The sequence below is a fragment of the Arthrobacter sp. LjRoot14 genome, from assembly GCF_964253905.1.
Lineage (GTDB): Bacteria > Actinomycetota > Actinomycetes > Actinomycetales > Micrococcaceae > Arthrobacter.
Genome location: NZ_CAXURL020000001.1, coordinates 4384207 through 4408723, shown reverse-complemented (window position 1 = coordinate 4408723; position 24517 = coordinate 4384207). Strand labels below are relative to the sequence as shown.

Below are 24517 nucleotides of genomic sequence, written 5' to 3'. Positions count from 1 at the left end.
TCCAGTTTAGTGGCGCTGGACTGGGGGGCGGACGCCGTAGCTGAGGATCATGTTCCCCTTGCTGGTCCGCTGCGAATCCTGCAGCTCCAGCCGCGTCACCGGGTCCCCGTCCTCAAACAGCCGCCGGCCGCTCCCGGCAATGACCGGGTGCACCATGAGCATCAGCGAGTCGAGCAGCCCCGCGAACAGGAGTTGCCGGGTCAGCGAGATGCTGGCGAACACGGCAATTTCGCCGCCGTCGCCTTTCTTGAGGTTGGCTACGAACTCCTCGAGCGGTGCGTCCATAAGCCGGGAATTCTGCCATGAGAGTTCGCCCGACAAGGTCCTGGAGGCCACGAACTTCTGCAGGGGATTGATGAACGCGCCGAAGTCGGCGTCAGCGGCCGCGCCGGGCCAGTAGCCGGCCCACTGCTCGTAGCCCACCCGGCCCAGTAGTCCGGTTTCCACCCTGGCCATCATGTCGTTCATCCCGGTGCCGAGTTCCTCGTCGAAACTGTCGAACTGCCAAAGATTGGGGGATTCAACCACCCCGTCCACAGAGTAGAAAAGGCCGGCGGTCAATTTGCGCATGGGGATTCTCCTCGCTGATGGTCTTCCTGCATCCTAGCTACGAGCGCAGCCACCTATGCCCGCGCGATGACTTCGCCGTTGGGGATCAGGAACCAGCCGTCGTCGGTGGAACCCCAGCGGTGCCAGCCCGCGGAAATCCGGGCAAGGTCGGCGGCGTTGGCGAAGCCGTATTCCAGGGCCTGGTCCGCGAACGCCGAATGCAGCACGCGCTCGCCCCAGACCCGGGCCTGCCAGCGGCGCTGCTGGCCCGTGGCATACAACCAGTTGCTGCTGGAGGGGGCCACGTCCGTGAACCCTGCGGCCTGCGCCCACGAGACCAGCCGGCGTCCGGCGTCGGGTTCCGCGCCGTTGCGGCGGGCAATGCGCTGGTACAGCTCCATCCATTCGTCCAGTTCCGGGACGGCGGGGTACCAGCTCATGCCGTGGAAATCGGCGTCGCGCACTGCCACGATGCCTCCCGGCTTGGCGACCCGGCGCATTTCGCGCAGGGCCTCCACGGGGTCCGTCAGGTGCTGGAGCACCTGGTGGGCGTGGACGACGTCGAACGTTTCGTCGTCGAAATCCAGGTCGTAGATGTTTCCGGCCACGAACCCGACGTTCTCCACGCCGCGTTCGGCCGCAAGCGCGGCGGCGTGTGCGATCACGTCGGGGGCGCGGTCCAACCCGGTGACCTGCCCCGGCGCCACGAGGCCGGCGAAGTCGCAGGTGATGCTGCCCGGTCCACAGCCCACGTCCAGCACGGAAGTGCCCGGGGTGAGGTACGGGATCACGAACGCGGCGGAATTCTCTGCGGTCCGTGAGGCATGGGCGCGGACCACGGACTCGTGGTGTCCGTGCGTGTACACGTCTTCAGGCTGCTGTGCACTCATAAGGAAACGCTACCGCTCTGCCGGGAAAATGCGCGGCAATCGAGCGAACCAAAACAGGCCCCGTTATTCCGGCGCCGCCACACCAGGTCCCGTTTGCCCGGCCGTACCCGGCTCCGCCGCTTCCTGTGCCGCGCGGATAGTCGCCCGGGTCATGGATTCCATGAAGCGTGCCGCCACCTCGAGCTCCGCGGGCGTGAAGTCAGCCATGGCGGCGCCCATGTGGCGGGCCAGCGGGAGGAACATGGCGCCGCCGTCACGGTAGGCCTTGGGCGTCATCCGGAGCTGGACCTGCCGGCGGTCGGAGCCCAGCCGCTCGCGGACCACATGGCCGGACTGGTCCAGCCGGTCGATCAAGGCTGTGGTGGCGGGGGAGCTGAGGTGGAGTTCCTTCCGCAGGACGCCGGGTGTGACCACCGTGCCCTTGGCGGCATGCCGCATGATGACGGCCAGGGCGTTCAGGTCCGTGCGATGCATGTCATTCCGCCCGCCCGCTGTGTCCACGTAGCGGTTGGCTTCCAGCGTGAACTCCTGAAGCAGCAACACGAGCGCCGGGGGGCCGCCGGGAGTGCCGACTGCGTCGTCGTCTGCCATCCCTGCCTCCATCTATTTCCCGGGCTGTTCTTTACGGCCGCCGTCCTGAGGATCTTACTTCAGCCCGATGATCCGTCAGCCTGACGTTGCCTCAGGGCCGGGCGGTCATTCCCGTCAGGGAGGAGATCTTCAAAACAAGCTAGTCTGGCACTTATCTCCACAGCGGAGATAATCTATGCTGGAATCAACTCTACTCCGTCCACGACCTCCAGAAGGAACCATGAAACCCAAACCCCGCTCCCGGGAGCGCGTCCCGTTCTGGCTGCGATGGCTGGTGCCCGTCCTGCTTGTGCTTACCTGGCTGGCCATCGCCGGTGTTGGCGGCCCCACGTTCGGCCGGTTGGAGGAAGTGTCCTCGAACGACCAGGCCTCGTTCCTGCCCTCCGGTGCGGAAGCCACGGAGGCCCAGGACTGGCAGGCCAAGTTCAGGGACTCGGACGAGATCCCGGCTGTCATCGTCATTGAAAACGATTCCGCCCTTACGCCTGCCCAGCTGGGTGAGGCTGCCGCCCTCAAGGCCAAGCTTGAGGAGTTGCAGGCAGGCGGCGCGGTCATCGGGCCCATCCCGTCGGAGGACGGGAAAGCGGTTCAGTTCCTGGTGCCCATTTCATCCTCGGGCGAGGTCAAGGAGATCGTCCAGGAGCTCCGGGACGAGGTCAAGGCATCGGCCCCGGAAGGAATGCAGACCTTCGTGACCGGCCCCGCGGGACTGACCGCTGACCTGGTGAGCGCCTTTGCCGGAATTGACGGCATCCTGCTGCTCGTGGCCCTTGGGGCCGTCTTTGTGATCCTCTTAATTGTCTACCGCTCCTTGCTGCTGCCGATTGCCGTGCTCTTCACTTCAGTGTTTGCGCTCTGTGCAGCCATCCTGCTGGTTTTCGGGATGGCCAAGCTCGGCTGGATCCAGCTGAACGGCCAAAGCCAGGGCATCCTCTCCATCCTGGTCATCGGTGCTGCAACGGACTACGCGCTGTTGTATGTGGCCAGATTCCGCGAGGCGCTGACCCACACCACCAACCGCACCGCCGCCGTCCTTACGGCATGGAAGGCCTCTTTCGAGCCCATCCTGGCCTCCGGCGCCACCGTGATCATCGCCCTGCTGTGCCTGCTTTTTTCCGATCTCAACTCCAACAAGGCCCTTGGGCCGGTGGCGGCAGCCGGCATCCTGTGTTCGCTCTTTGCAGCCCTCACGCTGCTCCCTGCCCTGATGGCGTTGCTGGGCCGTACGGCCTTCTGGCCGTTCCGGCCCAAGCTGGTGCCCGAGGCCGAACGTGAACCTCAGTTCGTCACCGGCCTTGAGGGCCAGAAGGGGCTGTGGCGCGCTACCGGTTCCCTCGTGTCCCGCCGGCCACGTACTGTCTGGGTTGCCTCCGTGCTGCTTCTCCTGGTGGCGTCCGCAGGCATCCTGCAGCTCAAAGCCAACGGTGTGTCCCAAACCGACGTCATCCTCACCGCCTCCAACGCGGTGGACGGCCAGGACGCCCTGGCGCGCCATTTCGACGCCGGCTCCGGCAGTCCCGCGGTGATTGTCGCCGACGAAGCGAAGGCGCAGGAGGTGCTGGACAAGACCAAGGCGACTGACGGCGTCGGCGACGCCTACCTCCTGGGTGAAGGAAGTGTTCCGATCACAGGCGCCCCGGGTGCCCCGAGCGCGCCCGATGTCCGCGAGGGGAAGGTGCTGATCAATGCAACGCTGAACTACGCGGCCGATTCCAGTGGCGCCGAGAACGTCGTGGTGAAGCTCCGGGAAGACCTCAAGAAGATCGACGCCGGCGCGCTGGTGGGCGGCGTGACCGCCACGGCCCTGGACACCAACACCACTGCCCAGCGCGACCTGGTGGTCATCATCCCCGTGGTGCTCGCCGTCATCCTGGTGATCCTCATTCTGCTGCTGCGCTCGGTGCTGGCCCCGGTCCTGCTGGTGGCCTCGGTGGTCCTTTCCTACGCCGCCGCCATGGGCGTATCGGCACTCGTGTTCAACAACATCTTCGGGTTCCCGGGCGCCGATGCCACGGTGCCGCTGTTCGGCTTCGTGTTCCTGGTGGCCCTGGGCGTGGACTACAACATCTTCCTGATGAGCCGGGTCCGGGAGGAATCACTCAAGCACGGAACCAGGCCCGGAATCCTGAGGGGCCTCGGAGTGACGGGCGGCGTCATTACGTCCGCGGGCGTGGTCCTCGCCGCGACCTTTGCGGCGCTGGGCGTCATCCCCATCATGTTCCTGGTCCAGCTCGCCTTTATCGTGGCCTTCGGCGTCCTGCTGGACACCGTACTGGTCCGTTCGCTGCTGGTCCCGGCGCTTTCCTACGATCTGGGCCGGCGGATCTGGTGGCCGAGCAAGCCGGGGCGGCTGGAGGAAGACGAACGCGCGCTCGCCGGATCGCGCGGCGACGAGGGAAGCCTGGAGACCGACCTGGAGGGCGCCGGGCGCAGGTAGTCGCGCTGCGGCGTCACGCCTGGGCCCGCCACCACGCCACCGTTGCCGCCGCGGCTTCCGGCAGCGGAGTCGGATGCAGGCCCAGGCCGGCCTCGCTCACCCGCGAGTCCATCACGAACGGCTGCTCGAACTGGTAGAGCATCTCGGCCAGCTCCCGGGTGTCGGAGGAGAAGCGTCCCATGGCCCTGAGGAGCCAGCCGGGTACCGCACCCATTTTGGGTGCCGGCGCCCCGCCGGCTTCCGCGAAGGCCGCTGCCAGCTGGCGCTGCGTGACGGCCGGTCCCGTGGGTGCGTGCCACACCCGGTTCCACAGGGACGGCGTCTGCGCGGCACGGATCATGGCGGCGGCAAGGTCCGGCACATAGGTGAAGGCGTGCGGCTGGTCCGCGTTGCCGATCACCAGCAGCCTCTTTCCGGCCAGCACCGCCGGGACAATGCGTTCGCCGGCGTGGGAGGTCCGCACCCGAGGCCCGAAGAAATCGCCCGCCACTACACTGACGGTGTTGGCGGGGGACGCGGCGCGCGCCTTGAGCAGGGCTGTCCGGACACCGCGCTTTCCGCCCTGCGCCTCCCGCGGGCTGTCCTCCGCCATGACCTCGCCGGGCCGGCTATAGGAGTAAAGGCTCTCAGGAAATACGACGACGGCGCCCGCCTCGCCGGCAGCCGCCAGCACGGTTTCTTCCGCCGCCGGAAGTTCCCGCATCCACGCCGCCGCAGTGTAGGCGGAGCCGTGGATGCAGTGAAAGACGGCGGACGCCCCGGCGAAGGCCTCGCCGAGCAGCGCAGGGTTGGAGACGTCCAGGGACATTCTCTCGATGAGGGCGTGATCCGGGCCGCTGCCGGAGCGCGTCAGGACCCGCACCCGCTTCCCCTGGCTGGCAAGCTGCTCCGCCACGGTCCAGCCAACGGGGCCGGCGCCGGTCACTACATAGAGTTCGGGCATTGGATTCTCTTTCCTTGGAAATCTCAGTCTGCGCTTGCTTGAGCGCCCAGCTTCTGAGAGCAGTGCTCTCGAAAATAAGAATGGCCCGTCAGGCAGTTCATGTCAAGAGCACCGCTCTCTATTGTTGACACTGCTCTGAGCCGTGGAATGCTGGAGGCATGCCAGCTGTCGATGCCCCCACCCCGGCCCTTCGCACCCCGCGGGAGCGCGCCAGGGCGCAAACCGTTGCCGATATTGTCCGGTTGGGCCGGGAGCATCTGGCCCTCCACGGAGCGGCTGCGCTGTCGCTTCGGGCTGTGGCCAGGGAGCTGGGCGTGGTGTCCTCCGCCGTGTACCGGTACGTGCAAAACCGGGACGAACTCCTCACCTTGCTGCTGATCGACGCGTACGGCGAGCTGGGCGACGAAGTGGATGCCGCCGTCGGCCGCGTTGCGGAGGGTGACTTTCCCGGGCGCTTCCGGGCGCTGGGACGCGCCGTCCGCGCGTGGGCCCTCCGTGAGCCCGCCCGCTACGCCCTGCTCTTCGGCAGCCCGGTGCCCGGCTACCGGGCCCCGGCGGAGCGCACCATGGAACCGGGGACCCGGGTGATCTACAGCCTGATGGCCGTCCTCGACGGCGCGTGGCAGGCCGGCGCCCTGGAGGCGGACGGGCCCGCAGCTGTGGCGCCTCCGGCCACGGTGCCGCCCGCTCTGGCTGCCGACTTGAAGGTGATCCGCGAAGAGCGGGGCCTAGGGCTTCCGGACAGTCTGCTGGCACGCGGGGCGCTGGTGTGGACATCCCTTTTCGGGGCCATCAGCTTCGAAGTATTCGGCCAGTACGGCGAGGGAACCTTCTCTGCCAAGGACGCGCTGTTTGAGCATCACCTGCAGGTGCTGGCCGGCATCGCCGGGCTCGAATAGAAGCTGCTGCATCGTGCGGCAGCAGAGTGGCAGCTACCACTTTGTGAGCGCTAACAAATTTTCCTTGTATCTCAATTTACAACGATATAAAGTATGTCTCAGCCCACAGCCGCCAGGCCCGGCCCGGCTCAGCCGGGCCGCAGCAGCCCGGGCGGCCGGCGATCTTTTCCAACGGCTACGTCCAAAGGAGTGACGGTGAAGCAAGTTGATTCACGCCCGATGCAGATGACACGCAGGCAATTGCTGCTCGGAGGCGGTGTGCTCGCAGGCAGCCTTTCGCTCGGCGCGAGCCTGACTGGCTGCGGAGGCGCGGCCCAGGCGGCGGCGAACGATATCCGGTTCTGGCACCTCCTCTCCGGCGGGGACGGCATCAAAATGATGGCCATGATCGACAAAGTCAACGCGGACCACCCTGACTTCAGGATCAAACCCACCGTGCTCGCGTGGGGTGCGCCGTATTACACCAAACTGGCCATGGCCTCCGCGGGCGGACGGCCGCCGGAGGTGGCCGTGATGCATGCGGCCCGTGTGCCCGGCTACGCTCCCGGCGGACTGCTGGACGCCTGGGACCTGGACCTTTTGGCAGAGTTCGGCGTGCGTCCGGAGGACTTCGGCCCGAGAATCTGGGAGAAGAGCCAATTCAATGGCCAGGTATTTTCACTGGCGCTGGACTCGCACCCGTTCGTGATGCTCTATAACACCGAGCTGGCCGACAAAGCCGGAGTGCTAGGAAAGGACGGCCGGCTGGCCGGGATCTCCTCGCCGTCGCAGTTCCTCGAGGTCAGCCGCGAACTGCAGCGGGTCACCGGCAAACACGGGCTCTCCTACGGGTACCTGGGCGACGGCGCGCAGATGTGGCGCCTGTTCTATACCCTCTACCGCCAGCACGGCGCTGACTTCGTCCTGGATCCCGGCAGGCCGGCGCAGGTGGAGCGGGACGTGGCCATCGACTGCCTGGAATTCATCACGTCACTGCTGGACAACACCATTTCCACCAAAAGCGGCGACGGCGGCACGGCCATCGCGGAGTTCGCCAGCCAGGGTTCGGGGCTACTTTTCACCGGCGTCTGGGAGCTGCCCACCATGAAGACAGCAGGCGTTCCGCTCGGTGCCAGCACCATTCCCACCCTTTTCGGAACGCCGGCGGCCTTTGCCGACTCCCACTCGTTCGTGCTCCCGCACCAGGCCACGCTGGACGAGACCAAACGCCGCGGCGTGTACCAGTTCGTCGCGTCGATGCTGAAGGGCTCCCTGAGCTGGGCGGAGGCCGGCCATATTCCGGCCTACCAGCCGGTGGTGAAGTCCAAGGAGTACGCAGCGCTGACCCCGCAGGCGGACTACGCGCACGCAGCAGACATCATCAACTACGACCCCGAAGCCTGGTTCACCGGTTCCGGGTCAGACTTCCAGGGCTATTTCGCCGAAAACGTCCAGAACGTGTTCCTTGGACGGGACAAGGCCGCGGACGGCTGGGATGCCTTCATGAAGCGCATCAACACGGTTCTCGCGATGCCGAACCCGGTGTGAGCACCAGACCCGGCGCGGCAGCCGAACCCCGTTTGAGCACCAACCCGCCTGTGACAAAGGAGTCCCCATGAGCACCGCCCGCACCATAGCGCCCGCCGCGAGATCCCGGCGATCCAGGCGTGACAATATCCACGGCTGGGCTTTCTCTGCCCCGTTCCTCGTCTTCTTCCTGATGTTCCTGGTCTGGCCCATGATTTCCGGCGCCGTCATGAGCCTCACCGGTAAGTCCCTCACCGGCGCCAACAGCGGGTTCATCGGCCTGGCCAACTACACCGAGGCGTTCGCCGACTCGGACATGTGGCGCTCGCTGGGGAACACCCTGTACTTCACGCTGATCAGCACCGTACCCCTCGTGGTCATCGCCCTGGCGCTGGCAGCAATCGTCAACATGGGCCTGCCGGCGCAGTGGCTGTGGCGGCTCTCCTTCTTTTCCCCGTTCCTGCTGGCCTCCACCGTGGTGTCGCTCTTCTTCGCCTGGATGTACAACCCGGAGCTCGGCCTCTTCAATGATCTGCTCGCCAAGCTGGGGATACCGCCGGTGGCCTGGCTGAACGATCCCGCCGTGGCGATGTGGGCCATCGTGATTGCGACCGTGTGGTGGACCGTGGGCTTCAACTTCCTGCTGTACCTGGCGGCGCTGCAGAACATCCCGCAGCAGCACTACGAGGCCGCCTCGCTCGACGGCGCCGGCGGCTGGCGCCAGTTCTTCTCCATCAGCCTTCCCCAGCTGGGCCCCACCACGGTGATGATCGTCATCCTGCAGATCCTCGCGTCCCTGAAGGTCTTTGACCAGATTTACCAGATGACCGAGGGCGGGCCAGGCGGGGCGACCCGTTCCATCGTCCAGTACGTCTTCGAGGCCGGATTCACGGGCTACCGGCTGGGCTATTCGGCAGCCATTTCCTACATCTTCTTCGGCCTGATCCTGGTCATTGCGCTGGCCCAGGTCTTCATTACACGGAAAAGGAGCGCCTAGCCATGGCTACCACCACACTTTCCAAGCCTGCACTCCAGCCCAAGGGGTCCGCCGGGGCGGCGCCAAACAGGCGCACGAAGACGCCGCTGTCCCGCATCCTGGCCACCGTCATCGTGTCGGTCCTCGCGGTAGCGTGGCTGGTGCCCTTTGCCTGGGCAACTGCTACCGCGCTGAAGAGCGAAACGGAAGCCGCGTCAACCCCCATCAGCTGGATACCGGCGTCGGGCTTCACGCTCGATGCCTTTGCCAAAGTGCTGCAGAGCGGCAACATCCCCACCTGGACGCTCAACTCGCTATTCACGTCCGCGGCGATCACCGCCATCACGCTGGTGATTTCCGCGTCCGTGGCCTACGCCATTTCGCGGATCGATTTCCGCGGCAAGAGGATGCTGATGGGAGTGATCGTGGCCTCCATCATCATTCCGCCGCCGGTCCTCATCATCCCGCTGTTCCAGCAGATGCAGTCGCTGAACCTGATCGACACCTACTGGGCGCTGATCCTGCCGCAGGTGATCCACTCGCCGATGGTGTTCGTGCTCAAGAAGTTCTTTGACCAGATCCCGCGAGAGCTCGAGGAGGCGGCGCTGATGGACGGCGCCGGAAGGCTGCGGATCTTCACCACGATCGTGCTGCCGCTGTCCCGGCCCATCCTGGCCGCCGTGGCCATCTTCGTGTTCATCGGGGCCTGGAACAACTTCCTCTGGCCGTTCATCGCCACCAACGAGAGCTCGCTGCTCACCCTGCCGGTGGGCCTGCAGACCATCAAGAGCGCCTACGGCATCCAGTACGCCCAGAACATGGCGTCCGCGCTGCTGGCCGCGCTGCCGCTGATCGTGGTGTTCCTGTTCTTCCAGCGCCAGATCATCAGGGGCGTGGCCACCACCGGCCTCGCCGGCACCTAGACCCGGCACCCCGTCCGACCGCTGCAACACCCACCAACCCTCACCAGGACTGGAGTAAAAATGTCCCGCGCACGCATCACCATTGACCGCGACTTCACCGTAGGCGACGTTCCCCGCCGCATCTTCGGATCCTTTGTCGAACACATGGGCCGCTGTGTCTACACAGGCATCTACGAACCGGGCCATCCCCGGGCCGACGAGCGCGGCTTCCGCCGCGACGTCCTGGACCTCGTCAAGGAGCTCGGCGCCACGGTGGTCCGGTATCCCGGCGGCAACTTCGTCTCCGGCTACAACTGGGAGGACGGCGTCGGACCCGTGGCGGAGCGGCCGCGCCGGCTCGACGGCGCCTGGCACACGCTGGAAACGAACGCCTTCGGCCTGCACGAATTCGTGGACTGGTCCCGTGAAGCCGGGGTGGAGGTCATGGAAGCGGTCAACCTCGGCACCCGCGGCGTGGATGCCGCCCGCGAACTCGTGGAATACGCCAACATTCCGTCCGGCACACGGCTGTCCGACCTGCGCCGCAAGAACGGCCATGAGGATCCGTTCAACATCAAGCTGTGGTGCCTGGGCAACGAGATGGACGGTCCCTGGCAGATCGGGCACAAAACTGCGGAGGAATACGGCAGGCTGGCGCAGGAAGCCGCCAAGGCCATGCGCTTCGTGGACCCGGACATCGAACTCGTGGCCTGCGGCAGCTCCAACTCGGGCATGCCCACCTTCGGCGCCTGGGAACAGACCGTCCTGACCCACGCTTACGAGCAGGTGGACTACGTCTCGCTGCACGCCTACTACCAGGAGCACGACGGCGACGCCGGCAGTTTCCTGGCCAGTGCCGTGGACATGGACTACTTCATCGAATCCGTGATCGCCACCGCGGACGCCGTCCGGGCCAAGGGCAAGCACAAGAAACACATCAACCTCTCCTTCGACGAATGGAACGTCTGGTACACCCGTCCCGGCGATGCCGACAGCCCCGCCGAAGTGGGCAGGCACGGCTGGCGCGAGCACCCCCGCGTCATTGAGGACAAATACAACGTGACAGATGCGGTGGTCGTCGGGACCTTCCTGAACTCCCTGCTCCGGCACGGTGACCGGGTCAAGATCGCCAACCAGGCGCAGCTGGTCAACGTGATTGCCCCCATCCTCAGCGAAGAAAACGGCCCGGCGTGGAAACAGACCATCTTCCATCCGTTCGCCCGTATGGCCGAACTGGCACACGGGCAGATCCTGCGGCTCGCGGTCGACTCCGACAAGTACAGCAACGCAAAATTCGGCGACGCCGACCTGGTGGACGTCAGCGCCACCTGGAACGAGGAAACCGGGCGCATCGCCTTGTTCCTCGCCAACCGAGGGCTGGAGGAAGCCGCCGACGTCGAGGTGGTCCTCCGCGGCTTCGATGCCCGGAAGGTGGTCCGGGCCGACGTGCTGCGGATACCCGACGGCGCGGACCGGTTCATTACCAACACGCAGGACAACCCCCATGCCGTGGGCCTCACCCCGCTCGAAGGTGTCAAGGCTGCCGGCGGTGAAGTCCGCGCGAGCCTGCCCGCGCTGTCCTGGGCGGCAATCGAACTGGAGGTCGTGCGCAACTGAGTTCCCCCTGTTGGAGCGCCGGGCGGATGGATAGACTGCCCCTGCACCCGTCCGGGCGCCCGATGCTTCCAGGAGGGAACCGTCAGTGTCAGAGAACAGTGAAAAGCCACAGAACAGCGAAAACGAAGCGGAACAACAGCGCAGCACCGAACCGGCGCCTGCAGCCGAAGGTGACAGCGGCCAGTACGTCGACGGCGACTACGGCAAGGCAGGACTTGCGCATGAGGCCGAAGCTGCAAGCGGCGACGGCGAATATCCCGAAGGCGATTACGGAACCGCCGGGGAAGTCGAGGAACCTGCCGGCGCCGTGGAAGGCGAGTACGAAGCCGGCGACTACGGCAAGGCCGGCACGGCCGGGGAGAACCTGGTGACTCTGGAGGAAGCCGAGTACCCGGACGGCGACTACGGCAAAGCCGGCACTGCCGGTCCGCCCCCCGGTACCGCCGGCCCGGCGGATACTGCCGAGGAGACCGGCGACATTCCCTGACAGCCCTGACCGGCGGCCGGCTGACCCCGGCCGCCGGTTTCACGCACAGCGAAACCTCAGCCATGCCGCCGCAATATCCGGCGGAAATCCGCGCATTTTCGACCCTAGCAGTGCTCCTTGTACTCCCACATCCCGCTGGCGATCCAATGAGTTGAGCCTAGTTGACTCAACTTTGGATTGACTTAAATCCCGCCCTGAGTAGAGTTGAGTGTAGATCGCTCAATCAGTGGGCGTGCCTGAATCTCGACCAGCGTTTCCAAGGAAAGAAGGAAGCAACACATGTCACGTGCAGTAGGTATCGACCTCGGAACCACTAACTCCGTCGTCTCCGTTCTCGAAGGTGGCGAGCCCACCGTTATTGCCAACGCCGAGGGTGGCCGCACCACGCCGTCCGTCGTTGCGTTCTCCAAGTCCGGCGAAGTCCTGGTCGGCGAGATCGCCAAGCGCCAGGCCGTCAACAACATCGATCGCACCATCGCCTCCGTCAAGCGCCACATGGGCACTGACTGGAACGTCGCCATCGATGACAAGAAGTACACCGCGCAGGAAATCTCCGCGCGCATCCTGATGAAGCTGAAGAACGACGCCGAGTCCTACCTCGGCGAAAAGGTCACCGACGCCGTGGTCACCGTTCCCGCGTACTTCAACGACGCGCAGCGCCAGGCCACCAAGGAAGCTGGCGAAATCGCAGGCCTCAACGTCCTCCGCATTGTCAACGAGCCCACTGCTGCGGCTCTGGCCTACGGCCTGGACAAGGGCAAGGAAGATGAACTCATCCTCGTCTTCGACCTCGGCGGCGGAACCTTCGACGTCTCCCTCCTGGAAGTCGGCAAGGACGAAGACAACTTCTCCACCATCCAGGTGCGCTCCACCGCCGGTGACAACCACCTCGGCGGCGACGACTGGGACCAGCGCGTAGTCAACTACCTGCTGAACCAGCTCAAGGTCAAGGGCATCGACCTCTCCAAGGACAAGATCGCCCTGCAGCGCCTCCGTGAAGCCGCCGAGCAGGCCAAGAAGGAGCTGTCCTCCTCCACGAGCACCAATGTCTCCCTCCAGTACCTCTCCGTCACCCCCGACGGCCCGGTCCACCTGGACGAGCAGCTGACCCGTGCCAAGTTCCAGGACCTCACCAAGGACCTCCTGGACCGCACCAAGAAGCCGTTCCAGGACGTCATCAAGGAAGCCGGCATCAAGCTCTCCGAGATCGACCACATCGTGCTCGTGGGCGGTTCCACCCGCATGCCCGCCGTGTACGAGCTCGTCAAGGAACTCGCCGGCGGCAAGGAGCCCAACAAGGGCGTCAACCCGGATGAGGTCGTCGCCGTCGGCGCCGCGCTGCAGGCCGGTGTCCTGAAGGGCGAGCGCAAGGACGTGCTGCTGATCGACGTCACCCCGCTGTCCCTCGGCATCGAAACCAAGGGCGGTGTCATGACGCACCTGATCGAGCGCAACACGGCCATCCCCACCAAGCGGTCCGAGACCTTCACCACGGCTGACGACAACCAGCCGTCCGTGGCCATCCAGGTCTTCCAGGGCGAGCGCGAGTTCACCCGCGACAACAAGCCGCTGGGCACGTTCGAGCTGACCGGCATCGCTCCGGCTCCGCGCGGCGTCCCGCAGGTCGAGGTCACCTTCGACATCGACGCCAACGGCATCGTCCACGTCTCGGCGAAGGACAAGGGCACCGGCAAGGAACAGTCCATGACCATCACCGGCGGCACCGCGCTCTCCAAGGAAGACATTGACCGCATGGTCAAGGATGCCGAGGAGCACGCAGCCGAGGACAAGGCCCGCCGCGAGGCAACCGACACCCGCAACACCGCCGAGCAGCTCGCGTACTCCGTGGACAAGCTGATCGCGGACAACGCCGACAAGCTGCCTGAAGAGGTCAAGACCGAGGTCCAGGCCGACGTCGACGCCCTCAAGAAGGCCCTCGAAGGCACCGATGACGCCGCCGTGAAGACCGCTTTTGAGAAGCTGCAGGCTTCCCAGAGCAAGCTCGGCGAAGCCATCTACGCACAGGCCGGTTCGCCGGACGGTGCCACGGGTACCGCAGGCGCAGAGGGTGCCGCGGGCTCCGAAGGTGCCAAGGCTGGCTCTGCTTCCGATGAGGACATTGTCGACGCCGAGATCGTTGACGAAGACGAGAAGAAGTAATCATGCCGCACCACGGTAACGAGGAAGAGCACAACTCTTCCGCAGGCCAGCAGCACGAGCGCGAGAGCCGGGAAGACGAGCGCCAGGAGAACGAGCCGCAGAAACCGGTGATCCACGACAACCGCAAGGTTGATCCGAAGACCGGCCAGGCCCGCCACCCTGACCAGGAACACGCACCCGCAGGGAACACCGGTTCCGGGGACGCACTGTCCCAGGCCGAGGACATCCTCAACAGCGTTGAGGTTCCGGCCGAGGAATCGGTGGCCCAGGGCGTAGGCGCCGAGGAGGCGGAGGAACTCAGGAACGATCTCCGCCGCCTGCAGGCCGAATACGTCAACTACCGCAAGCGCGTGGAACGCGACCGTGCCGTGGCAGGGGAGATGGCCGTCATCGGCGTCCTGAACTCGCTGCTTCCGGTGCTGGACGACGTCGACGCCGCCCGCCAGCACGGCGACCTGGCCGACGGCCCGTTCGCCGCGATCGCCGCCAAGCTGGAGAGCGCGCTGAAGACCTACGGCCTGGTGCGCATCGATGAGACCGGCGTGGAGTTCGATCCCACGATCCACGAGGCCCTCATCCAGCAGCCCGGCCAGGATGTCGAAATCGACACCGTCAGCCAGGTCCTGCGCTCCGGCTACAAGTCCGGCGAGCGGGTCCTCCGCGCGGCACAGGTTATCGTCGCAGTTCCGGCGTAGTAACCAACGACAGACGGATGAGGGGGCCCCGCCCCCTCATCCGTTCGTCGCTCAGCGGTAATCTCGCCTTAACGCTTTTTGTACTTTTGAAAGGAAACGCCATTGGCTAGCCAGGACTGGGTCGACAAGGACTTCTATAAGATCCTTGGAGTCGCCAAGGACGCTTCCGACGCCGATATCAAGAAGGCTTACCGGAAGCTTGCGCGGCAGCACCACCCGGACACCAATGCGGGGAATGTTGCGTCGGAGAAGAAGTTCAAGGACATCTCCGAGGCGTACTCCGTGCTCTCGGATCCGGATGAGCGCCAGCAGTATGATGCCATCCGTGCCATGGGCGGCGGTGCGCGGTTTGCTCCGGGCGGCGGGGGCGGCGCAGCGGGCGGTGCGGGCTTCGAGGACCTCTTCGGCGGCCTCTTCACCGGCGGCGGCGGACGCCACTCCGGGGGCTACAGCACCTCCGGCGGCATTCCGCCGGAGTTCGCCGACCTCTTCGGCGGACAGTTCGGCGGACCCGGTTCCGGTGCAGGGTTCCAGCGCGCCCCGCAGAAGGGCGCCGACCGTACTGCCACCACCACCATTTCCTTCGCCGGTTCCATCCGCGGCACCACCATCGGCCTGCGCGAGCCGGACGGCGATGTGATCGACGTCCGAGTCCCGGCCGGGATCAAGGACGGGCAGAAGGTCCGCGTGCGCGGCAAGGGACAGTACGGCCCGGCGGGCAACGGCGACCTGATGGTCACCGTCAACGTCAAGGGCCATGACTTCTATACGCGCGACGGCGACAATCTCCGCATCCATGTTCCGGTCACCTTCCCGGAAGCTGCGCTGGGTGCCGACATTGAAGTACCCACGATCGACGGCGAGAAGGTCAAGGTCCGTGTCCCGGCAGGGACGCCGTCCGGCCGGACGCTGCGCGTCAAGGGCCGCGGGGTGAAGCACGCGAAGGCCACCGGCGACCTGCTGGTGACTATCGACGTCGTGGTTCCGCAGAAGCTGACCAAGGAAGCGGAGGAAGCCGTGAAGGCGTTCGCCGCGGCCACCGACGGCCAGGACGTGCGGGCGGGGCTGGCAGCCAAGGCACGCCTCTAGGAAACGCACGTGCACGGACTGGGACTAGCGGGAGGAGCCGGCCATGGACATTGATTTCGATCAGCCGATCTTCGTGATCTCTGTGGCTGCGGAGCTGGCGGACATGCACCCGCAGACGTTGCGGCAGTATGACCGTCTGGGCATCGTCTCGCCCAGCCGCGCGCCCGGCAAATCCCGGCGGTACTCCCAGCGGGACGTCAATGTGCTTCGCGAGGTGCAGCGGCTCTCCCACGAAGGGGTGTCGCTGGAGGGCATCAAACGCATCCTCCAGCTGGAAAACCAGGTGGCTGCGCTGCAGCGCCGCGTGACCGAACTGACCGAGGAGCTCGGCCGCCGCCGCAGCCCGCTGGATTCGCGCATTTTCGCGGCCGGAGCAGCCGGCGACGTGGTGAGCCTGGCCCGCGGCCAGCGTCCCCGCGCCCGCTCCCAGGCCGTGGTGGTGTGGCGGCCCCGCCCCACGGAGTGACCGCGGGCGGGAGCGCGCTGTTGTTCTTGACAGCTCCGGGATGCCGGAACAGAGTGGATGGTTACGCCTGTTCACTGCCAGTCTTCACTGTCCCGGAAGGAACGCCTCATGGCCTTTGTCTCTGTTGGAAAAGAAAACAGCACCACCGTTGAGCTCTACTACGAGGACCACGGGCAGGGACAGCCAGTGGTCCTCATCCACGGTTACCCGCTGGACGGCGCATCGTGGGAACGGCAGACCAGCGCGCTGCTCGAGGCTGGCTACCGGGTCATCACCTATGACCGCCGCGGCTTCGGCAAGTCCAGCCAGCCCACCGAGGGCTACGACTACGACACCTTTGCCGCCGACCTTAACACCCTCCTCACCGAGCTCGACCTGGCCGATGCCGTGCTGGTGGGCTTCTCGATGGGCACCGGCGAGGTGGCCCGCTACCTCAGCACCTACGGCTCGGACCGGGTTTCCAAGGCCGTCTTCCTCGGCTCCCTCGAGCCGTTCCTGCTGAAGACGGAAGACAACCCCGACGGCGTTCCCCAGGACGTGTTCGACGGCCTGCTGAGTGCAGTGAAGGAAGACCGCTACGCGTTCTTCACGGAGTTCTTCAAGAACTTCTTCAACACCGACGACACCCTGGGCAGCCGCCTCAGCGAAGAAGCGCTGCGTGCCAACTGGGCCACTGCCAGCAAGTCCTCCGCGCACGCCTCCGTGGCCGCCCAGCCCACCTGGCTGACCGACTTCCGCGCCGATATCCCGAAGATCGATGTCCCTTCGCTCATCGTCCATGGAACCGCGGACAACATCCTGCCCATTGACGTGGCCGGCCGCCGGTTCAAGGATGCACTGCCCAACGCAGACTACGTGGAGATCGAGGGGGCGCCGCACGGGATGTGTTGGACCCACGCGAAGGAAATCAACGAGGCACTCCTGGCCTTCCTGAAGAAGTAGGAGTGCGTGACGCGATGCTGATCTGACCGAAACAGGCAGGGGACCGGACGCCGGACTGAGTACTCGCGTTTGCGGTACTTGGGACGCCTGCGGCGACCCGGGCCGGCAGAATAGAGTACACACTACTGGTGACGGACCGCAGCCGCAGCGGCTTGAATGGACCACAGCTTGGTCTCACAGCTTGGTCTCTGGTCTCTGGGGGTTTTCTCATGTGTGTTTTGTGCGTTCCCATGGTGTTTTGTCCGCGCCTTGCCATACAAGGCGGCGTCCGGTGAGCGCGGGGATGGAATCCGTTGCCATGTTCGCCGGGTCGATGGCCGGTTTGGTCATCCTGTCCCTGGGGCAGGCAATGGTGGTTGCCTGCCTCTGTTTTGACATGGTCCGTGCTCTGTCCGTGCCCAGGTCCCATCGGCGCTACATCGCCAGCACCGTCTTCCGGACGCTGGCACTGCCGTCCGTCCTTGTGATGGGCATCAGCGTCCTGGTTGACGCCGTGTTCTGGTCATGGATGGACGTTGCCATGGGCGTCTTCGTGATGGTGATGATCATCTTCCGCCTGCACCACGACAAGGACGAGGACAACTGGTGGAAGGGCAAGGGCACGAAACTCGCCCGCTGGGCCCGGAAGCAGCTGTCCGCGGGAAGGTCCCTGGCCCCGGCCATGGGGTGAGGGAGCGCACCGGAAAGGCGGCCCCCGGGACAGTTCCCGAACCGGGGAGCCGGTCAACCGTCAGTCGTTGAACAGGCCGGCCAGGTCTTCGGCCGTCAGGGAACCGCCGGAGAGCGCGTCGCCTTCCATGACGTCCGCGAACAGCTGCGACTTCTTGGCCTTCAGCGCCATGACCTTTTCCTCGATGGTGTCCTTGGCAACCAGCCGGTAGACCATCACGTTGCGGGCCTGGCCGATCCGGTGGGTGCGGTCCACGGCCTGCGCCTCGGATGCCGGGTTCCACCAGGGGTCCAGCAGGAAGACGTAGTCCGCCTCGGTCAGGTTCAGGCCGAAGCCGCCGGCCTTCAGGCTGATCAGGAACACGGGGGCGGAGCCGTTCTTGAACTCGTTCACCACGTCGGAGCGGTTGCGGGTGCCGCCGTCGAGGTAGCAGAATTCGATCTTCTCCTCGACGAGCCGTTCACGGACCTTGCCCAGGAAGCCGGTGAACTGGCTGAAAATCAGGGCGCGGTGCCCTTCGGCCACCAGGTCTTCGAGCTGCTCGAAGAGCACGTCCAGCTTGCTGGACCGGACGCCGGACAGGGACGGGTCCACCAGCGATGCGTCCAGGCTGAGCTGACGGAGCAGGGTGAGCGACTGGAAAATGGTGAAGCGGTTCTTGTTGACGTCCTCAATAAGGCCAAGGATCTTCTGGCGCTCCCGCTGCAGGTGGGTCTGGTACACCTTCTGGTGCCGCGGGTTCAGCACCACCTCCAGGATCTGCTCCTGCTTGGGCGGCAGGTCGTGGATGACCTGTACCTTGGTGCGGCGCATCATGAGCGGACGGACACGACGGCGGAGCTTGTCCAGCTGCCCCTTGTCGCCGTTCTTTTCCACCGGCTTCTGGTAGTACTCGGCGAACCGGCTGGGGCTCGCGAACAGGCCGGGCGCCACGATCGAGGTGAGCGCCCAGAATTCCATCAGGTTGTTTTCCAGCGGCGTGCCGGTGATGGCCAGCTTGAATGCAGCCGGCAACTTGCGCGCGCACTGGTAGGCCTTGGACTGGTGGTTCTTCACGAACTGCGCCTCGTCCAGCACCAGGGCGGCCCACTCCCGCGACGCATACGCTTCGTAGTCGATCCGGAACAGGGCGTAGGACGTAATCACGATGTCCGCGCCGGCCATGGCCTCAGCCGGGTCCACGCCGTTCTTCGCGAAAGTCTCGCCGATGGCGCGGACGGTAAGCCCGGGAGCGAACCGCGCGGTTTCGGCCTCCCAGTTGCCCACCACGCTGGTGGGGGCCACCACCAGAAACGGTGCGGCGCCGTCGGCCGCTTTCCCCTCAGCCGCGGCGGCTTCCTTCGCTGCGCAGACCAGCGCGAGGGCTTGGACGGTCTTGCCCAGGCCCATGTCATCGGCAAGCACCCCGCCCAGCCCGTGCCGGTAGAGGAAACTCAGCCAGTTGAAACCCTCCAGCTGGTACGGGCGAAGCTCGGCATTCAGGGTTGGCGGCAGGGGAAGCCCCTTGATGCCGCCTTCCAGCAGTCCGCCTACGGCCTCGCGCCAGGCGGCGGCCTGCTCGTCCACAACGCCAAGGTGTGCGAGTTCGTCCCAGAGCCCGGCCTGGAACCGGCTGATCTGCAGCGGCGCGTCCTTGTTGTCCTGAAGGGACCGGGCCTCCTCTATCAGGGCCCGCAGCTGGTGGAGTTCCGGAAGATCCAGCGAGAAGTAGGCGCCGCTGGGCAGGAGCATCTTGGTCTGGCCGGCGGCGAGGGCGGAGAACACTGCCGCGAAGGAAACGGGCTGGCCTTCGAGGGAGATCTGGATGCCGAGATCGAACCAGTCGCGCTGGTCCGTGGCCTTGGTGGAGATGGCCACCACGGGGGCTTCTTCGGCCTCCCGGTAGTCGGCGATCTCACCTGAAGTGTCCACCACTACGTCCGGGGTGTTGCGGAGCCGTGGTAGCACTTCCTCGGTAAAGGCAAGCGTGTCCAGCCCGCTCAGCTCGGCAGAAGCAGCAAGCCGCGGGGTGCCCCAGCCTCCGGTGGCGGATTCCCCCAGCTTGGGAACAACCTCCCAGGGCTGGCCCACCGCCTCGAGGATGCGGGCCTCAGTGGGGTCGTCACGGTAGCCGTGGTCGCCCGGATGCCGCCAGAGGGGCTGTGCCGTGACCAGGTTCCCTGACGCGTAGTGCCATTCCCAGTGCAGGCGGACTTTGTGGTCGGCGCCGTAGTTGGCCAGGAGCGACAAGGTGGGAACAGCCAGCGTGGGCAGTTCCACGGACTGGTCCGAGGCGGTGACGCGGGCGGCCTGCTTCAGCTTGGGGTAGAAGCCGGTGAGGAACCGGGTCTCGTCCCGCGCCGGGATGTGCAGCGTGCTGCCGGCCGTGACGAATGTCAGGAGTTCTTCGCTCAGCCCGCTTTCCAGCGGAGCCAGGGTAATGATCGATCCGTTGCCCGTGCCGGGAAGGGCGTCAGCTCCGGACGTCAGGAAGATCCCGTGCGCCGGACGGCCGATCGTGCCCACGGACGCCGGATCAACCACCTCCCCCTCTACGGTGATGGTGGGCGCCAGTGTCAGCCCGCCGTCGTCGGACGTCTTCCCATTGGCGACGGCGGACGGCTCGACGGCGGCAAAACCGCCGGTTTCCCCGCCGGACGTGTCGAAGCGGGTCAGGTTAAGCCCCACCGCGGCCGGCTCCTCCACGAACCGCACCGGCTCCTGGCTGCCGGCATGGACCAGCGCGACGCCGATCTTCCGGGCCTGGGCCAGCAGGCTCCACAGGTTCTTCCCGGCATAGGTGTTCAGCCCCAGCCAGGGCGCGGTGGAGTTGTGCTGCCGGTTGGCGAGGGCGGTGTGGGAGGCAAGGAATTCCTGCATCCACTCCACGTGGGCCTCGTTGCATTCACGCCGGTAGTTGAGGTAGCTCAGGGTGTTCCAGGAGACGTCGCCGCGGATCCACTTGCCCTTGGCCCCCATGATCACCGGGCGCGCTTTCAGCTGGCGCACGCTGCGGAGCGGATCACGGCGGCCGGTGTAGGAAAAGTGCGGGGCCGGCTCTTCGATGTCGAACTGGAGCGCCAGCGGGATGCCGTTGGTGGACGGGGTGATCCCGGGCCGGGCAATCAGCGGGCCAAGGGCCTGCTCCCAGTCAGGCATGTCCTGCGCCAGGGGTTCACGGGACAGCCGGGTGGACTCGGCCGGGGCCAGGAGCTGGACGCGGATGGCGGGGCTGTCCTCGGCCGCAAACAGCAGCGCGGCCACATGCTTGCAGTCCTTCCGCACCGGGCAGCTGCACACCCCGACGGTGCAGCTCCAGCCGCCCGCCTTGCGGACCAGCTTCGCGGTGGTCGAGTAGGGCGCGTCCGAACCGCCGCGGACCTTGCCGAGCATCAGGCCGGTGGCGGCATCAAAGGAGATCCCCGAGACCCGGCTGCCCATGGCGTAGGCGAGTCCGGCCGCGAGGGAGCGGTCGTTGATCGCGGGGGTCTGTATTGCCAGTGCCGCACTCTCGTCCGGTTGGGATGGCATGGTGCGCGCTACTTTCAGCAGGTCAAAAATCTGCAGGTTATCTGATCCATCTTACCGAGCCGGAAGAGGCCCTGAAACTTCGCCCAACGTTCAGCTCATCCTCAACCTCCGGACCGGTGCGCCACGTAGCGTGAAAGGGTCCTGAGCACCACCCGCTTTCAGCAGTGAGGATCTTCCATGAGCACCGGTCAGCCCGCCAGCAAGCACCCCGTCGTCCTGGCACCCGAAAGCGCCGAGGCGGCCAACGAAGACGTTGTGGACTCCAACGTGACCGTGGTCAACGCCATGTATGCGGAGCTCCTCGACGCTCCGGAAATCGCGCCGAACGCGCTCCGCAGCTACTACGTCGACTTCTACCTCACCCAGGCGCTGGCCGGCGGCTTTGCCCAGTACGTCTTCACGGTGCCCGAGCGCGACGAGATCGACGCCTACGTCCGCGAAGGACTGGAAGGTATGGGCGCCACCGCCCACCTGGCCCTGTTCAACCGCACCGCCGCGGCCTTCGACGCGCTCTCCGAGGACGACGCTGACGCGTACTTGGATGGGGACACGGAGGCCTTCAGCAGCGCCGATGACGACGGCGGGACCGCCGCTCCGGAGGCGGTCCGGGAACTCGAAGAGCTCGACGACGAATTCGAGTCGCTGCTGGAGACCGAGGACATCCTCGCGCTCAACGCCGCCTGGCTCCGCGGCCAGGAAGGCCTGCTGCTGCTCGACGGGGAGCAGCTGGAACTGCACATCGCCGAACGCGTGGCCCGGATCCCCAACCTTGCGGAACGCCAGGCAGAAGCGGCGGAAGAAGCCCTGGAAAACGCGCCGGAGTTCGAACTGATCATTCGCGAACTGTGCGACGTCGCGGGCCAGGAGCTGCAGAAAATCACCATGGGCGATCCCAACTACGAGCACAACGGCGAAACCGTCCTCGCCTGGCACTTCACCACGGACCAGGGCGACTTCATCATGGTGGAGGATGACGAGGAGGCCTACATGATCAGCCCCTCGACCAAGGAGATTGTGGCCGCCGTGGAGTTCGAAGAGGCCGACGCCTAGCGTCCCGGCACCGCCCTGCCGGGACCGCAGCGGTAACGCGGAAGCGCGGCCCCTGTAAAATTGAGCGAAATCAGACCAACATGCACAAACGCCGGCGCCGGCTTATACCGGCGGCGGCGTTTGTGCATCACGATGATCGGTGGACATGTCGCTCAGGTTTCTCCCCAGCAAACTCACGCCCCGGGCCCTATGGGCCGCGGTGGCCGCTGCCTTGGCGCTCGTCCTGGCGGCGGTGGCCATCGTGGTGGGTGCGGGGCAGCAGCCGGGCCCGGGCAGCCCCGCCGCGGACGCGCTGGCAGACGTCGCTGCGGCCCAGGCGGAGGCCAAAAAAGACGCCGGCCGCTATGGCTCGTTCTGGCTGGCCGGGGGCGACCGCAGCCTGGAAAGCCTGGCGCACCCGCTCCGGACCGACGGCGTTTCCGACCTCCGCGCCATTGAATGCGCCGACGGATGGGTGGCCGCCGCCCGGGCGGGGCAGGACGTCCTGGTACGTTCCAGCAGTCAGGACCAGGCGGTACGGGCAGGTTCCGCGGACATCCCCCGCCCGGACTGCGTCACAGCCGCTGCAGTGGAGGCCATGCTGACCGACCTGGGCGCCGGGCCCGAGGTTCCCGCGCCGGCGGAGTCCGCGTTCGCGCGGCCGGACGAAGCCTCCGCCTACCGCCCCGGCTACCACATCACCCCCCGCGAAAACTGGATGAACGATCCGCAGCGGCCGTTCTGGCTGGACGGCCTCTGGCACTACTACTACCTCTACAACGCCGGCTACCCGGAGGAGAACGGCACTGAGTGGTACCACCTCACCAGCACCGACCTGGTGCACTGGAAAGACGAGGGGGTGGCCATTGAAAAGTACAAGAACGGCCTGGGGGACATCGAAACGGGGAGCGCCGTGGTGGATTACGAGAACTCCGCAGGGTTCGGCAAAGGCGCTGTCATCGCCGTCATGACCCAGCAGGACGACGGCATCCAGCGGCAGTCGCTGTTCTACTCCACTGACAAGGGCTACACATTCAAGCCCTACGACGGGAACCCGGTGATGGACAACCCGGGGGAGCAGCACTGGCGCGACCCGAAGATCATCCGTGACGACGCGAACAACCAGTGGGTGATGGCCCTGGCGGAGGGCGAAAAGATCGGCCTGTACGCCTCCGCCAACCTGAAGGAATGGCGCTACCTGTCGGCCTTTGAACGCAAGGGCCTGGGAATTCTTGAATGCCCCGAATTCTTCCAGCTCGACGTCGACGGCGATCCCGCCAAACGGACCTGGGTCCTTGCTGCCAGCGCCAACGGGGCAGAGGAAGGGAAGTCCACCGGCGTCGTCTACTGGACCGGGACGTGGGACGGGACCCGGTTCGAGCCATCGGACCAGAAGCATCAGTGGCTGGATGACGGCTCCGACTTCTACGCCGCCGTGACCTGGGACGATCCACGGCTGACGGAAAGCCAGCGCATGGGGTCGCGCCACGCCATCGCGTGGCTGAATAACTGGGCCTATGCACGCAAACTACCCACCGACGACTGGCACGGCGGCGCCGACACTTTGGTCAGGGATATCCGGCTGAAGACGGTCTCCGGCAAGCCCACGCTCGTCTCCACCCCCACGAGTGCGCTGAAGTCGCTGGAAGGAGACACCGCCACCGTGGAAGACCGGAAACTGACTCCGGACGGTGCCGCCGGGCTTCCCGCTCCTGACCGCGGAGCATACCGGCTAGACCTCACGCTCGAACGCGCGGCAGGCGACGACGGCTCCGAGGCCAAGGTGGAGCTGCTGGCCGAAAACGGGGTCTTTGCCACGGTGGGCTATGACTTCGAATCGGGAACCGCCTTCGTCACGCGGGACGGGGCCGCCAAGGAAACGGCAGGCCTCGCGCCCGATTACGGCGTGCTCCGGCGCGCGGAGTCCGCACCGCGCGAGGGCCGGGTCCGGCTCGAAATCTACGTGGACCATAGCTCCGTGGAAGTGTTCGTCAACGACGGCGAGAGAACCCTCACGTCACTCGTCTTCCCTGCCGGGGCGCCGAACGGCCTGAGGGCGCTGACGAAGGACGGGACGCTGACGCTCAGGTCCTTCAGCTACACACCGATGGCGGCCACATCCTGACCCGGGCCTGATTCTGCCCGCCGCTTTCCGGGTT

At 65.9% G+C, this 24517-nt stretch carries 20 protein-coding genes; 15 read left to right on the top strand and 5 right to left on the bottom strand.

The annotated features are described in order from the left end of the window. Positions 1-6: 6 nt before the first annotated feature. The 3 genes from ACSQ12_RS19980 to ACSQ12_RS19970 form a co-directional block, all read right to left on the bottom strand. Positions 7-570, bottom strand: coding sequence for a dihydrofolate reductase family protein (locus ACSQ12_RS19980; RefSeq protein WP_436066640.1), 564 nt, complete (start codon positions 568-570; stop codon positions 7-9). 53 nt (positions 571-623) lie between these two features. Then, positions 624-1439 carry a methyltransferase domain-containing protein gene (locus ACSQ12_RS19975; RefSeq protein ID WP_209742101.1) on the bottom strand — a complete coding sequence of 272 codons (816 nt, stop codon included), beginning with the start codon at positions 1437-1439 and terminating at the stop codon, positions 624-626. 63 nt (positions 1440-1502) lie between these two features. Then, entirely contained in the window at positions 1503-2030 is a 528-nt protein-coding gene (locus tag ACSQ12_RS19970) for a MarR family winged helix-turn-helix transcriptional regulator (RefSeq protein ID WP_436066639.1), read from the bottom strand. Positions 2031-2250: 220 nt separating this feature from the next. Here ACSQ12_RS19970 and ACSQ12_RS19965 point away from each other — a divergent pair, with 220 nt between their 5' ends. Then, entirely contained in the window at positions 2251-4467 is a 2217-nt protein-coding gene (locus ACSQ12_RS19965; RefSeq protein ID WP_436066638.1) for an MMPL family transporter, read from the top strand. Between the two features lie 13 nt (positions 4468-4480). Here the strand turns inward: ACSQ12_RS19965 and ACSQ12_RS19960 are convergent, their stop codons facing one another. Beyond that, complete coding sequence (locus tag ACSQ12_RS19960; RefSeq protein WP_436066637.1) at positions 4481-5410, bottom strand: NAD-dependent epimerase/dehydratase family protein; 930 nt, start codon at positions 5408-5410, stop codon at positions 4481-4483. A 158-nt stretch (positions 5411-5568) separates the two neighbouring features. Between ACSQ12_RS19960 and ACSQ12_RS19955 the strand changes: the two genes are divergently transcribed. The 12 genes from ACSQ12_RS19955 to ACSQ12_RS19900 all read left to right on the top strand — a co-directional run bounded on the left by ACSQ12_RS19955 (position 5569) and on the right by ACSQ12_RS19900 (position 17819). After that, the gene (locus ACSQ12_RS19955) at positions 5569-6309 is read left to right on the top strand and encodes a TetR/AcrR family transcriptional regulator (RefSeq protein ID WP_436066636.1); all 741 of its coding nucleotides are present in this window, start codon (positions 5569-5571) and stop codon (positions 6307-6309) included. A gap of 195 nt (positions 6310-6504) precedes the next feature. Next, a complete protein-coding gene (locus ACSQ12_RS19950) occupies positions 6505-7836 on the top strand; it encodes an extracellular solute-binding protein (protein ID WP_436066635.1) in 1332 nt (443 codons plus the stop codon). Between the two features lie 67 nt (positions 7837-7903). Then, positions 7904-8812 carry a carbohydrate ABC transporter permease gene (locus ACSQ12_RS19945; RefSeq protein ID WP_436066634.1) on the top strand — a complete coding sequence of 303 codons (909 nt, stop codon included), beginning with the start codon at positions 7904-7906 and terminating at the stop codon, positions 8810-8812. A 2-nt stretch (positions 8813-8814) separates the two neighbouring features. Then, complete coding sequence (locus ACSQ12_RS19940) at positions 8815-9714, top strand: carbohydrate ABC transporter permease (protein WP_436066633.1); 900 nt, start codon at positions 8815-8817, stop codon at positions 9712-9714. Positions 9715-9774: 60 nt separating this feature from the next. Continuing rightward, the gene (gene arfA, locus ACSQ12_RS19935; protein WP_436066632.1) at positions 9775-11310 is read left to right on the top strand and encodes an arabinosylfuranosidase ArfA; all 1536 of its coding nucleotides are present in this window, start codon (positions 9775-9777) and stop codon (positions 11308-11310) included. 85 nt (positions 11311-11395) lie between these two features. Then, positions 11396-11797 (top strand): hypothetical protein, encoded by a 402-nt coding sequence (locus ACSQ12_RS19930; RefSeq protein ID WP_436066631.1) that lies wholly within the window; start codon positions 11396-11398, stop codon positions 11795-11797. Between the two features lie 279 nt (positions 11798-12076). Beyond that, positions 12077-13957, top strand: coding sequence for a molecular chaperone DnaK (dnaK, locus tag ACSQ12_RS19925; protein ID WP_209742110.1), 1881 nt, complete (start codon positions 12077-12079; stop codon positions 13955-13957). A gap of 2 nt (positions 13958-13959) precedes the next feature. Next, entirely contained in the window at positions 13960-14652 is a 693-nt protein-coding gene (locus ACSQ12_RS19920) for a nucleotide exchange factor GrpE (protein ID WP_436066630.1), read from the top strand. 102 nt (positions 14653-14754) lie between these two features. Next, on the top strand, positions 14755-15741 hold the full coding sequence (locus tag ACSQ12_RS19915; protein WP_209742112.1) for a DnaJ C-terminal domain-containing protein: 987 nt from the start codon (positions 14755-14757) through the stop codon (positions 15739-15741). A gap of 43 nt (positions 15742-15784) precedes the next feature. Next, positions 15785-16207 (top strand): heat shock protein transcriptional repressor HspR, encoded by a 423-nt coding sequence (locus tag ACSQ12_RS19910; RefSeq protein WP_209742113.1) that lies wholly within the window; start codon positions 15785-15787, stop codon positions 16205-16207. Positions 16208-16315: 108 nt separating this feature from the next. Beyond that, positions 16316-17149 (top strand): alpha/beta fold hydrolase, encoded by an 834-nt coding sequence (locus ACSQ12_RS19905; protein ID WP_209742114.1) that lies wholly within the window; start codon positions 16316-16318, stop codon positions 17147-17149. A gap of 283 nt (positions 17150-17432) precedes the next feature. After that, positions 17433-17819 carry a hypothetical protein gene (locus ACSQ12_RS19900; RefSeq protein ID WP_436067032.1) on the top strand — a complete coding sequence of 129 codons (387 nt, stop codon included), beginning with the start codon at positions 17433-17435 and terminating at the stop codon, positions 17817-17819. 60 nt (positions 17820-17879) lie between these two features. Here ACSQ12_RS19900 and ACSQ12_RS19895 read toward each other — a convergent pair whose 3' ends face one another. Then, entirely contained in the window at positions 17880-21329 is a 3450-nt protein-coding gene (locus ACSQ12_RS19895; protein WP_436066629.1) for an SNF2-related protein, read from the bottom strand. A 177-nt stretch (positions 21330-21506) separates the two neighbouring features. Between ACSQ12_RS19895 and ACSQ12_RS19890 the strand changes: the two genes are divergently transcribed. Together ACSQ12_RS19890 and ACSQ12_RS19885 are read left to right on the top strand one after the other, a co-directional pair. Next, on the top strand, positions 21507-22379 hold the full coding sequence (locus ACSQ12_RS19890; RefSeq protein ID WP_436066628.1) for a DMP19 family protein: 873 nt from the start codon (positions 21507-21509) through the stop codon (positions 22377-22379). Between the two features lie 145 nt (positions 22380-22524). After that, positions 22525-24483, top strand: a complete 1959-nt coding sequence (locus ACSQ12_RS19885) for a glycoside hydrolase family 32 protein (RefSeq protein ID WP_436066627.1) — start codon at positions 22525-22527, stop codon at positions 24481-24483. Positions 24484-24517: the final 34 nt, after the last annotated feature.